The organism is Enterococcus mundtii (genome assembly GCF_002947535.1).
GTDB classification, from domain to species: Bacteria; Bacillota; Bacilli; order Lactobacillales; family Enterococcaceae; genus Enterococcus_B; species Enterococcus_B mundtii_B.
In genome coordinates this window covers 151,812-164,182 of sequence record NZ_PUAP01000021.1, presented here as the reverse complement: position 1 = coordinate 164,182, position 12,371 = coordinate 151,812, and the positions used below count along the sequence as shown (strand labels likewise).

The following is a 12,371-nucleotide window of genomic DNA, read 5'->3' as shown; positions in this document are numbered from 1 at the left end:
TTCGTTGAGGCACTTTTTTTCTCTACAATTCCTTTTACTCCGTTTGATCAGGTAAAGTAAGAGAAGGATGTGTCTTCAAATAGGTTTCTTTTTGCCGGCGTGTTTGTTTTTTGAACGCGGCTTCGGCTTTCGTGGCTTCACTTCTTGTAGCGTATCCTTCTGCATGGATCATTTTTACAGGACGTCTCTTTTGCAAACGTGTGTATTTAGCGCCTGTGCCATTATTATGTTCTTGTAAACGACGAGCCAAATCGGTGGTATATCCTCCATAGAACGTATTATCTCGGCAGTGCAACACATAAAAGTAATGGTTAGTCTCCATAAAGCATCTCACGGAGTTCAGGGGTATACTCACCTTGCGTATCATAGGTGAATAAAGGTGGAGAAACTTTGAAACCATCGGATTTTCCTTGCTTGATCCCTTCGACCAATAAAATATTTGCATCTTTGCCTACTTTAGGATAAACAAACTGAACACGTTTCGGTGCAATCTGATAGGTTTGCATAAGGGTCAAAATCTCTAAGAAGCGTTCTGGGCGGTGCACAAGAGCCAAGCGACCATTTGTTTTTAATAACTTGCCTGAGATTTGGATCACTTCTTCCAACGTTGTATGGATCTCATGTCGGGCAATTGCTAGATGCTCATTTGGATTTTTTTTGTTTGTAGGTAAGCCTTTGAAGTAAGGTGGATTACAGACGACTAAGTCACAAGAATTATGTCTGACAACCGATAAACTTTCTTTTAAGTCAATCGTATGCACGGTCATTTGTTGTTCTAAATGATTCAAGGAAATGCTCCGTCGAGCCATGTCGGCTAGGCGAGGCTGTAGTTCGATCGCATCGATCTTTGCCTGTGTTTGTTTGCTTAAAAATAGTCCGACAGCACCATTCCCCGAACAAAGGTCAACGATTTGTCCTGTTTTTGGCGCACGAGCAAAATGAGCAAGCAACACGGCATCTAAAGAAAAGGAAAAAACTTGGGAACTTTGGATAATCTTAATATCTTTTGCATATAATTGGTCAATACGTTCATGTTCGTGAAGCATCTAATTCCCTCCAAATGAAAAAACTAATCGTATGTAGTATACTATTTTTGTTCAAAAGAACCAAGAGAACTTGTCAAATCGGTCTTTTTTAGGCATACTATAGGAACGAGAAGCAAAGAAAGGAAGAGAATATGTTCTATCGATTTATGCGCGGGCTCGTTAAAGTGATCTTAGCTGTTATCAACGGCAATGCCCGCTATGAGAATAAAGAAGTCTTACCCAAAGACGAGAATTACATACTTGTTGCACCGCACCGCACTTGGTGGGACCCGTTGTATCTCGCTGTTGCTGCATCCCCTAAATCGTTTAGTTTTATGGCGAAAGAAGAATTGTTCAAAAACCCTGTTTTACGATTCATTTTAACCCGTTCGAATGCTTTTCCGGTCAAAAGGGATAATCCTGGACCAAGTGTGATCAAGACACCTGTCAAGATTCTAAAATCAACCGATCTAGGATTGATCATGTTTCCTAGTGGAACGAGGCATGCGACCGAGTTGAAAGGCGGAATGGCATTGATTGCCAAAATGGCCAAAGTAAAAATCGTTCCAGCTGTGTACCAAGGCCCGCTGACGTTAGGCGATTTATTCAAACGAAAACGTGTGATTGTTCGCTTTGGTGAACCAATCGACTTGTCAGATATCAAAAAGACTGACAAGGAAGGAATGGCAGAAATCGAACGACGCACACAAGCCGCGTTTGATAAACTAGACAAGGAAGTAAATCCTGATTTTAAATATGAGATCATAAAAAAGAATGAAACAGAATAATTGTTCTTTATTCGATGAGTGATAAAAGAAACGGATGGTCTAATACACCGCTTCTTTATCGCTTTTTTTGTTATAAAACTCCCTTTTTACAAGTGATTCTAGCTGTCATGTCCTTGATGGAAGTGTTATAATAGTAAGAAGGATATTTTTTTGAGGTGATGAGATGCGTTTTTTACATACAGCAGATTGGCATATAGGAAAAAAATTGCAGGGCTACGATTTACTTAAAGAGCAAGAACATGTACTATCTGAGATTCTAACGATTGCGAAAAAGGAAAAAGTGGATGCAATCGTCATTGCAGGTGATCTCTATGATCGAAGCATCCCAGCCGTAGAAGCAGTAGAGATGTTCAACCGTTTGATGATCGACTGGAACTTGAACGAAAAATTCCCGATTTTTGCTATCTCAGGAAACCATGATAGTAGTGTTCGATTATCTGCTGGAACTGAATGGTTCAGCCAAACAAAATTCTTTTTACAAACCCGATTTGCTGAAGCTTTCCAACCGATTGAATATCACAATACTCAATTTTTCTTATTGCCTTATTTTGAACCGATCTCTGCTAGAAGTTATTTTGAAGATGATACGATCCGCACGGTCCAACAAGCAATGGAAAAAGTAGTTGAGCAGATGCAACTCGCTTTTGATCCTGACAAAAAACAGGTGCTAGTCAGCCACTTTTTTGTAACAGGTAGTAAGAAGTCAGATTCAGAAACAAAAATCGAAGTGGGCGGACTAGATGCGATTCCAGGTGGTTTATTGGAGCCGTTTGATTATGTCGCATTAGGACATCTCCATAATCAAGCAGCCTTGCAGCAAGAAAATGCTAGATACAGTGGTTCGCCACTTAAATTTTCACTTTCAGAGATCAACCAGAAAAAAGGTGTTTGGATCGTTGATCTAACCGACACCTTGGTTTTGGATTTTCAAAAAATCACACCTTTGTATGATATCGCTGAAGTAACTGCTAGTTTTAAAGAATTATTAGACCCAAGTTTTTATCATACGATCAACCGAGAAAATTATTTGCAGATTTATTTAAAAGATCGTGCAGTTATCCCTAACATGATGAATCAACTACGAGCAATCTATCCTCGAATACTTGGTGTCGAACGTGTCAATGGACGGCATCGTTCCACAAGCAAACGACAGACACTTGAAATCAAGCAACCAAAAAAACTCGCGGAAACGTTCTTTACTGAAATGGTGGATGAACCGATGACAGAACAACAAATGAGCTGGTTGGAAGAAACGTTGCAAGAACTCACAGAAACGGAATGATCAAGTATGAAACCACAGACGTTACGATTGAAAAATTTTGGCCCATTTATCGATGAAACGATTGATTTCTCAAAATTGACCCAAGCCGCCTTGTTTCTGATTACAGGAAAAACAGGTGCTGGAAAAACAACGATTTTTGATGGTATGACCTATGCGCTTTTTGGTGAAACATCTGGAAGACTGCGGACTGGCAAAGAGATGCGGTCGCTATTTGCGACACCAGAAGACGAAACGAGCGTCCTTTTTTCGTTTGAACATCAACAGCTGCGTTATGAAATCGAACGAAAGCCTGAACAACTGTTAGCTAAACGCAAGGGTGAGGGCATGCGAAAACAGGCGGCAAAAGTAAGTTTAACGATCTTTGATGAAAAAGGAAAAGAAATTCGACAATTAACAAAACGTAGTGAAGTCGACCAAGAAATCAAAGAACTACTGAACTTAGATGCGAAACAGTTTTCACAGATCGTCTTACTGCCACAAGGAGAATTTCGGAACTTCTTGATTTCCTCTAGTAGTGAAAAAGAAACGGTCTTACGTAACTTGTTTGGTACACAATTCTTTCAACGCTTCACCGAACAATTGAAAGAAAAAGCCAAGAACAAGCAAAAAGAACTGGATCATTTGGAGCAAGAATTAGTCTTATTGCAAAGGCAATTTAGCTCCTATGAGGAGAAGCAACCGGCTGGTTTACAATCCTTTGAAACAGTGATCAATGAGTGGAAAGAGTATCAAGATCAAGTTTCAACAAGGATCACATCTGAACAAGAAGTATTAGAGCAACTGAAAGAAGAACAAAAAATCAGCGAGACAGATTACTATCACGGGAAAAATCAAAAATCTGCTTATGAAGAAAAGCAAAAATTATTGGCAGAACAACAAGCGCTCAATGAGCAACAGCAAGTGATCGAGGAGCACCAAAGATGGGTTTCTCATTATGAAGTCGCTCAGCAACTGCGCACCCCACTTGAACGTAGCCAAGAATACCAAGAATCACTTGCGGCACAAGAAAATGACAAACAGCAGCTAACCACAACGTTCAATAAGGTGGTAAGTGATCTACAGAAATGGCAAGAACAGGCAGACGTACGAAAAAATCTCGAACAAAAAATAGCAGAAATGAGTCAAGAACTTCAAGAAAAGCAGCGATTGATCCCAGTGGCTGATGCTTTTAGAGAAAAACAATCGGAGCTTTCCGTAATGGAAAAAAAAGTTAGTGGCTTACAGCAAGAAATCCAACAACTGGTCGCTCAGCAATTGTCCCTTCAAGAACAGCAACAAACGAGTCAAACCGTCTTGGCGACAAAAGGAGAACTACAAGAAAGACAGTTGGCTTATGAACGTTTACGTTTAGAAGGGGAACGTTACTGTGAACAACATCAACGCCTTGACCAACTTGACAAAGAACTAGGACAAAACCACCAACACTTTGAACAAACAAAAGAACAATTGGTAGAAAAACAACGTTTGCTAGAACAACAAACACAAGATTTCAAGCAATGCAAAAGTGACTGGGCAAAGCAACAAATTACTTATTTACAAACCCTATTGATACCTGGTGAACCTTGTCCAGTCTGTGGGGCAACGGAGCATCCGTTGACACCGGATAATCGTGAATCAGTGCAAGAAAACTTAGCTGTGCTTGAAGAAAAAATGGTCCAAGTAGAACAATCGATCGAAAAAACGCATCAGGAGATTGGTCGAAAAGAAGCAGAAATCGAAGAAATCAACCAACAGCTTGCTCGTTTAGGTCAACAACAAATGGAAACGAGTCAACAGTTGGATCAACAAGCGATTTATTTGAACACAGAGTTAAAAGCCATCTTCCAAATAGACGCGCAAGAAGATATTGTTCGTGGGCTTGCGGAAATAGAGAAGACCCTCAATGTTCATTTAAAGGAAATCCAAAAAGCCGAAGAAGCCCAAGTAAGGATCATGGAAGAACTAGCAAGCAACCAAGAACAAAGTGAACAGTTAAAAGCTCAACAAACGCTCCATAATGAAAAAATCCAACGACTCCAAGGTGAGATAGCAGGATTAAGTCAACAATTAGGAACAGAAGACATTGATACTTTAGCAAAAGAAGCTGATCAATTAGTTGAACAGTTGATCAAGATGAAACAAGAGTTAGAAGAGCAAATGGCGCAAGGTGAAAAACTCCAACAAGAATCAGCTATTTTGACAACTAAAGTCGATACATTGACTGAGCAAATCGAAAAGACAACTACTCAAGTTGAAAAAGAACAACGTAAAATCTCTAGTTTCTTGGAGCAACACACTGATTTTTCCTCACAAGAAGAAATAGCAATGTTGTTAAAAGAAACAGCCACGTATGAAAATAGAAAAACAACGGTCAAGGAGTATCAAACGAAACAGTTGGTTCTTTCCACTCGTTTGGAACAACTGGAGCATGTCACCTATGATGAAAAATCCCAAGATTTAACAGCATTGAGTGAACGAATCGAAAAAATCAAACAAAATATTGAAGAGCAGCAACAATTGATCTATCACTTGCAACAAGAATACCAAAACAATCAAAAAGTGATCATGGAATTTACCACATGCTATCAAAATAGTCAGGAACAACTAGATGAGTTGATCCAGTTGCAACAATTATCACAGACGATGAATGGCGAAAATCCTAAAAAGACAAGCATTGAACGTTATGTCTTGCAAGTTTATTTACAAGAAGTCTTACAAGTCGCTAATGAACATCTGATACGATTGACAAAAAGCCGCTATCAGTTTGAATTAGATGAAGAAGTCGGTAGCTACCGCGGAAAGACTGGTCTGGAAATCAACGTGTACGATGATGAAGCAGGAACGACCAGAGGATCGCATACTTTATCTGGAGGCGAAAGCTTTATTGCTGCATTATCATTAGCTTTAGCTTTGGCAGAAGTGATTCAAGCGCAAGCTGGTGGGATCACGATCGAAGCATTGTTTATTGATGAAGGGTTTGGTTCACTGGATGAAGAAGCCTTGGAAATGGCGATGGAAGCATTAGAAACAGTTGAAAGCGAAGGCAGGATGATCGGGATCATCAGCCATGTACGTGAGTTGAAAGAACGTGTCTTGCAACAAATAAGAATTGATACAAAAGGTAGTGGACAAAGTGAGATACGCTACCATTTTGGTTAAGAAGGGAGATTGATAACAATGAAATGGAGTATTCCGGAAAAAGTCATTGCAAGAGGGCGTCAATATTTGCAAGAAGACCGTGTGTTATCGGTTGTCCCAGATCCAGAAGAGAATGTGTGGCATGCAGAAGTTTTAGGTAGTGAGCTGTATTTAGTTGATTTAGATGGTACAGCAAAAGAAATCGATTACTGTCAATGCCCATACTGGGAAGAACATCATTATTGCAAGCACACTGTTGCAGTAGAACTTTATTTACGATCGAAACAACTTTCTCGTATCATGCAGAAAGATCAAAAAATGATCGAACCAACGAAAAAGACCAGTGAAGGAGAGCTATTGACAAAAGGCTTTGCCCGATTAAAAGGGAAGACTTCTACTAAGTCCGTACAACCCTTAGTGATCGATTATCATGTCGAACAGATCGAAACCAATCAATACCATCCAGAACTTTCTATTTTGGCGGTGTATCTACGTGTGGGCTTTCTAGAAACACCTAAGAAGACATACATCGTAAAAAATATTTATGAATTTCTACAGGCGTACACAGAAGAGGAAAACTATACGGTCAATAAACAGTATCAATTCCGTTTAGAGCACCGAGTGTTTCAACAAGAAGATCAACAACTAATGGATCTATTCGCGGGTATTGCACAGACGCAAACATTATTAGGCGCAAGCGGTGTCTTGGTAAAAGGGAAATTAGACAAGCGTTACTTACTTTTGCCAATCGATCAGTCGAAATCTTTGTTAGAGCGTATGAATCAATCGACACGTTTGAAACTACAGATCAATGATCAAACTTATCATGGCATCCAATTTTCAGACGATACGAAACCGCTAAGTTTTCAAGTCAAGAAGAGAGAAACACACTATCAATTGGCTGCCGTAAGTGACTTTGATTTGTTCTTATCTCACTATCAGTGGGGGATCAGACAAGGCACTATCTTCCATTTGACTAAGCAACAACAGACGATCTATTTGACTTGGAAACAATTGATGAAACGTTTTGAAGAGCCGGAAGTAGCCTTTCATAAAAAAGAATTGTCTTCTTTATTTAAAGAAATTTTACCGCTTTTAGATCAAATAGGAACCGTTGCTATCGACGATGAAGTGACAGCAGAAGTCGCAGATATTCCAGTAGAGTTTGTCTTTGTTTTTAAAAAAATGAAAGGGCAAATCCAAGCAAGGATCGATTTTGTATATGGAGATGTTGTATTCTCCACAGACGAACGACATGAAACGCTGGCTGAGCAAACTACCGAAATATTGAGAGATACGGCGCAAGAACAGCGTGTCCTTGATTTGTTTCGTATGTACCGTTACCGGAAAAATAAAACGGGGTACGAACGTCCGTTGCCTGAAGGCGAAGCATTGTATCAGTTTTTCCGTACAGAATTAGCTGTTTTTCGTCAATTTGGAGAAGTCCGTATAGGAAAAAAATTACGGGAATTATATCTAGATGCACAAAAACACCAACCACAGATCGAAGTAGAAGAAACAGGCTCATGGCTAGATATCCGCTTTGATGTCACAGGAATCAACGAGCATGAAATCGACAATGTTCTGCAGAGTTTGTTAAGAAACGATTCATTTTATACCTTAGAAAGTGGCCAAGTGTTATCGTTTGATTCAGAAGAATTCCAACAAACAAGCAAAATCCTACAACAATTCAGAGATACGATCCGTTCAGACGATGGCGTTATCCAAGTGCCAAAAAATCAAGGATTGATGATCAAAGAACAATTTACAGGAAGTAATGCTAGTTTTGGCGATTCTTTCCAACAGATGACTCAAGACTTGATCGATCCTACGAATTACGAAGCCGCTTTACCAAAGAATTTGCAAGCAGAGCTTAGAGACTATCAGAAGCAAGGATTCCAATGGTTGAAAATGTTAGGTCATTATCAATTTGGTGGCATTTTAGCTGATGAAATGGGTCTAGGGAAAACGTTACAGACCATTGCTTTTCTACTTTCGGAGAAAGAAGAAAAAGGTTCACTGGACGCCTTGATCGTAGCACCGGCGAGTTTGATCTATAACTGGCAAGCCGAAGTGAAAAAATTTGCTCCCTCATTGAGTGTCCAAGTAATCAATGGCAATAAGAAAGAGCGAGAAACTTTATTAGCGGAAAAAGTAGATATTCGTGTTACTTCTTATGCGAGCTTACGTCAGGATCTTTCAGAATATCAATCATCAACGATTAATTATTTAGTTCTGGATGAAGCGCAAATGGTGAAAAACAGCAGCACAAAGACGGCACAAGCTTTACGAGAGTTGCATATTCCGCAACGATTTGCTTTAAGTGGGACACCGATTGAAAATAGTCTCGAAGAACTATGGTCATTATTTGCTACGATCATGCCAGGGTTCTTTCCAAATCGTACACGTTTTAGAGAATTGACGACCGATGAAATCGCGCAAATGATCCGACCTTTTGTTTTAAGACGAGATAAGCAAACAGTTCTCAAAGATTTACCGGAAAAAACAGAGATGAATCTTTATTCTGCGTTGACGGAAGAACAAAAAACAGTGTATCTTGCTTATTTGAGACAAATGCGTGAAGAAGTATCAGCTATGGATTCAGAGTCGTTCAAAAAGAATCGGATCGGCATCTTGGCCGGGCTGACACGTTTACGTCAAATTTGTTGTGATCCTCGTTTGTTTGTAGAAGACTACCAAGGTGGCTCAGGTAAGTTAGAACAAGTAAAAGATTTATTACTAGCTGCCAAAGAAAATAACCGCCGTGTCTTGTTGTTCTCCCAATTTACAGGTATGTTGACGATCCTCCAAGAGGAATTAGCTGAATTAGGGCTAAGTACATTTTATTTAAGAGGAAGTACAAAGGCGCAAGATCGTTTAACAATGGTTGATGCTTTCAATGCAGGTGAAAAAGATGTCTTTCTTATTTCACTTAAAGCAGGTGGTACTGGATTAAATCTAACTGGCGCAGATACTGTCATCCTTTATGATTTATGGTGGAACCCAGCAATCGAAGAACAAGCTGCTGGAAGAGCCCATCGTATTGGACAAAAAAATGTCGTTGAAGTATGGCGTATGATTGCTGAAGGAACAATCGAAGAGCGAATGGATTCTTTACAGCAAGAAAAACGGGAATTGTTCCAAAAAGTAATTCAAGGAAACGAAGAACAATTGACGAAATTAACAGAAGACGATATTCGTTTGATCCTAAGCATAGGTGAAAATGACGAATAAAACGTAAAGATCATTTATTGAGTAATTGATTCTTTGTATAGGAAACAATAAATAAGCCAAGAAAGGTAGCCTCGCAAATCTGCGAAGTTATCTTTCTTGGTTTCTTGTTTATTTATATAGCATGTGCTTATTTGATCAGACAAGCTGAGCTTCGCCTACAGCAGTTTGTATAGCTGATAGCAGTTGATCGAATTCATTGATCTCTACATCACACACTGGACGCTCATTGATGGAGCGTTTGCGGTGGTTGAACCATAACGTCTGCCAGTTGGCACTCTTAGCCCCTAACACATCGTTTTCGTAATTATCGCCAACGTATAGTGTTTCATTAGGTGACATATTGAAAGTTTTCTCGGCTAATTGGAAGATTTCCTTTTCTGGTTTTTGAAAGCCAGTTGCTTGAGAAACTAGCATACAATCAGCAGGGATCCAATTTGTTAATTGAAGTTGATTTAATTTTTTTGTTTGATGATCAGTTGGTCCATTGGTGATGATCCCTAATGGAATATTTTTTTCTTTAAGAAAATCAAGTGTCTTCTTTACTTCAGGATGAAGAGAGATATTCGCTAGTTCCTCTTCGTAGACTTCTTGGAAAACTAAGCATTTTTCATCGGAGATAGGCGAATAACCTAGATCGATCAATGACTGACTGATGCGGTGTGCACGCATATAATCAAGTGTCCATTCTCCAGCCATGACTTTTGGGAAATTCTCGTCGCTATGATGACGGAAACGGATATATAATCCATGCATATCTTCTTCTGCTACTTGAGGTACCACGTTTTTAACTGAATTCTTAAATGGTTGTTGCTGATCATACATTGTATCGTCAACATCAAATACAACTGATTTAATCAAATTATTACACGCCTTTCAAAATTCTATCTTATTCACAAATCCTCGCTTATTGTAACAAAAAAAAGCCAAGAAAAACGTTGTAAATTAAAGGTTTTTATTACTATATTTCTAATTACTTGACAGAATAAGGTTTGTGTATTTTAGTTTTTTTAACTAAAAATAATTAATTTTATTATAAAGAAATCAGCAAATCTATTTCGACTTTGTCAAATGGATTATAATAGTAAAAATAAATAGAACAAAAGATAACTTGTTTTTTTAATACAGAAAAAATAAAATTAGTAAAATATAAAATAACGTTAATGTGTAAGATAACGAATGATTTTTCACTTCGCCAAAGGGTTCGTGTGTAAGATCAATTTTATTGTGGCGCTAAAATCAACATTTTATTAGTTTCACATATTTTCTGAGTTTTTTAAATTGTCTGTTATTAAAATAAATAAAAAACATTAAATGCGAAAAAAGCGCTCTCATTTTTTGACTTTCAAAAAAGATTAGTATAGATTTAAATGCTGTGTTATGTTTTTGTAATATTGTAAAAGTATTTGAAAACTCTAATTTTTTAACTGAGAATAAAGTAGAAACCTTGGTTTAACTGTATATCTGTCTTAGATAACTTTCATTTTTTTAAAAATTATTTTTAAAAAAAGCTAGCTATTTAATTGTTGATTAGGTATAATAGGAACAGATAGAAGATTTTCAGGATCTTCTGTTACAAAAATGTGGCTATAATCACAAAAAGGAGTGATGCACGTTGTTAACACTATATACTTCCCCAAGTTGTACTTCCTGCAGAAAGGCTCGTGCGTGGTTGCAAGAGCATCAGATTCCATTTGTAGAGCGAAATATTTTTTCAGAACCTCTAAATAGCTCTGAATTAAAAGCAATTTTACAAATGACGGAAGACGGAACAGAAGAAATTATTTCTACCCGTTCAAAAGTTTTCCAAAAACTAAACATGGATCTTGATGAGTTACCATTACAAGAACTTTTAGAGCTTGTACAAAACAATCCTGGTTTGTTACGTAGACCAATTATGATCGATGACAAACGTCTACAAGTCGGCTTTAATGAAGATGAAATCCGCCGTTTCTTACCGCGAGATGTTCGTCAATTAGAATTACGTCAAGCCCAGCTAATGGCTGGTTTATAGAAAAAACAGAATGAAACTTAGGAGGATGAGATGTCTTCCTAAGTTTTTTTTATTAAAAATAAATTGCGTTTTTTGAGTACTTAATGATTTTTTCTTTACATTTATTCTTATTTCGCTACAATTAATCTATATGGATAGTTGGGATAAAGTGAGGTGTAGCAAATGGAAATGGAACATATCAATGAGAATACGATTCGTGTAATGATCGGCCATGAGGATCTAGAAGAACGTGGTGTCTCATTTTTAGATTTATTAGGTAACCACAGAGAAATAGAAAACTTTTTTTATAGTATTTTAGAAGAAGTGGATATTGAAGAGGAGTTCCAAAGTAGCGAAGCTGTCACTTTCCAAGTTTTGCCAAAAGGGGATGGCCTAGAACTGTTTATCAGTAAGAATATGCCAGACGAAGAGATAGGTCAAAACAATGAATCGACGTTGAATAGCGCAGATGTTAGTGAGTTTCTTCAAGGCCAAATGCTTGCGAATGAAGAGGAAAGCGACTTAACAGAATCAACTACTGCAAGTGAACAACGAGCAATTTTTGTATTCAGTGACTTTGAGCAAGTGATCCAGCTTGCGAATGATGTTCAATTAGAATCTGCTTGGACAGATCTATACCAATTAGAAGAACGTTATTATTTAGTTGTTCACTTTTGGATGGAAAATCTAAATCAAACTGATGTTGAAAATCAATATGCACGTATTTTAGAATTTGCTGAAAAAAGTACAAGAACCCCTGAAGCATTGAACGAATACGGAAAGCAATTGATGGAACGTAATGCTCTGGAACGAGTGAAATTTTATTTTGAATAACCCATAGGATAAGCTAACGTAGCGATAGTTGAAATTGCTAGGTATGCTTTGTCGAAGGTCTCAACATTCGTTGAGGCCTTTTTTTCGTTGGCGTATTTACT

General features: G+C 38.0%; 9 protein-coding genes. 6 read left to right on the top strand and 3 right to left on the bottom strand.

The features are described 5' to 3' along the window. Positions 1–34: 34 nt before the first annotated feature. Together CUS89_RS07170 and CUS89_RS07165 are read right to left on the bottom strand one after the other, a co-directional pair. A complete protein-coding gene (locus tag CUS89_RS07170; protein WP_104871599.1) occupies positions 35–322 on the bottom strand; it encodes a GIY-YIG nuclease family protein in 288 nt (95 codons plus the stop codon). Then, a complete protein-coding gene (locus CUS89_RS07165) occupies positions 312–1,046 on the bottom strand; it encodes a tRNA1(Val) (adenine(37)-N6)-methyltransferase (protein ID WP_086335185.1) in 735 nt (244 codons plus the stop codon). The genes CUS89_RS07170 and CUS89_RS07165 overlap by 11 nt, the downstream gene beginning before the upstream one ends. 131 nt (positions 1,047–1,177) lie before the next feature. Here CUS89_RS07165 and CUS89_RS07160 point away from each other — a divergent pair, with 131 nt between their 5' ends. The 4 genes from CUS89_RS07160 to CUS89_RS07145 all read left to right on the top strand — a co-directional run bounded on the left by CUS89_RS07160 (position 1,178) and on the right by CUS89_RS07145 (position 9,446). Beyond that, on the top strand, positions 1,178–1,813 hold the full coding sequence (locus CUS89_RS07160) for a lysophospholipid acyltransferase family protein (protein WP_010734236.1): 636 nt from the start codon (positions 1,178–1,180) through the stop codon (positions 1,811–1,813). 163 nt (positions 1,814–1,976) lie between these two features. Continuing rightward, on the top strand, positions 1,977–3,095 hold the full coding sequence (locus CUS89_RS07155; RefSeq protein ID WP_104871598.1) for an exonuclease SbcCD subunit D: 1,119 nt from the start codon (positions 1,977–1,979) through the stop codon (positions 3,093–3,095). Between the two features lie 6 nt (positions 3,096–3,101). Beyond that, the gene (locus CUS89_RS07150) at positions 3,102–6,233 is read left to right on the top strand and encodes an AAA family ATPase (RefSeq protein ID WP_104871597.1); all 3,132 of its coding nucleotides are present in this window, start codon (positions 3,102–3,104) and stop codon (positions 6,231–6,233) included. Positions 6,234–6,251: 18 nt separating this feature from the next. Then, on the top strand, positions 6,252–9,446 hold the full coding sequence (locus tag CUS89_RS07145) for a DEAD/DEAH box helicase (RefSeq protein ID WP_104871596.1): 3,195 nt from the start codon (positions 6,252–6,254) through the stop codon (positions 9,444–9,446). 135 nt (positions 9,447–9,581) lie between these two features. Here the strand turns inward: CUS89_RS07145 and CUS89_RS07140 are convergent, their stop codons facing one another. Next, entirely contained in the window at positions 9,582–10,304 is a 723-nt protein-coding gene (locus CUS89_RS07140; protein WP_104871595.1) for an HAD family hydrolase, read from the bottom strand. Between the two features lie 754 nt (positions 10,305–11,058). Here CUS89_RS07140 and spxA point away from each other — a divergent pair. Both spxA and CUS89_RS07130 read left to right on the top strand, forming a co-directional pair. After that, positions 11,059–11,457: a transcriptional regulator SpxA gene (gene spxA / locus CUS89_RS07135; RefSeq protein ID WP_005877288.1), complete on the top strand. Its 399-nt coding sequence runs from the start codon at positions 11,059–11,061 to the stop codon at positions 11,455–11,457. Between the two features lie 162 nt (positions 11,458–11,619). Beyond that, positions 11,620–12,270, top strand: coding sequence for an adaptor protein MecA (locus tag CUS89_RS07130; protein WP_104871594.1), 651 nt, complete (start codon positions 11,620–11,622; stop codon positions 12,268–12,270). The last annotated feature ends 101 nt before the right edge of the window (positions 12,271–12,371 follow it).

Coding starts and splice junctions, on each gene's coding strand:
- CUS89_RS07145 (WP_104871596.1), top strand. CDS start 6,252: ATGAAATGGAGTATTCCGGAAAAAGTCATTGCAAGAGGGCGTCAATAT.
- CUS89_RS07160 (WP_010734236.1), top strand. CDS start 1,178: ATGTTCTATCGATTTATGCGCGGGCTCGTTAAAGTGATCTTAGCTGTT.
- CUS89_RS07150 (WP_104871597.1), top strand. CDS start 3,102: ATGAAACCACAGACGTTACGATTGAAAAATTTTGGCCCATTTATCGAT.
- CUS89_RS07130 (WP_104871594.1), top strand. CDS start 11,620: ATGGAAATGGAACATATCAATGAGAATACGATTCGTGTAATGATCGGC.
- CUS89_RS07170 (WP_104871599.1), bottom strand. CDS start 322: ATGGAGACTAACCATTACTTTTATGTGTTGCACTGCCGAGATAATACG.
- CUS89_RS07165 (WP_086335185.1), bottom strand. CDS start 1,046: ATGCTTCACGAACATGAACGTATTGACCAATTATATGCAAAAGATATT.
- CUS89_RS07155 (WP_104871598.1), top strand. CDS start 1,977: ATGCGTTTTTTACATACAGCAGATTGGCATATAGGAAAAAAATTGCAG.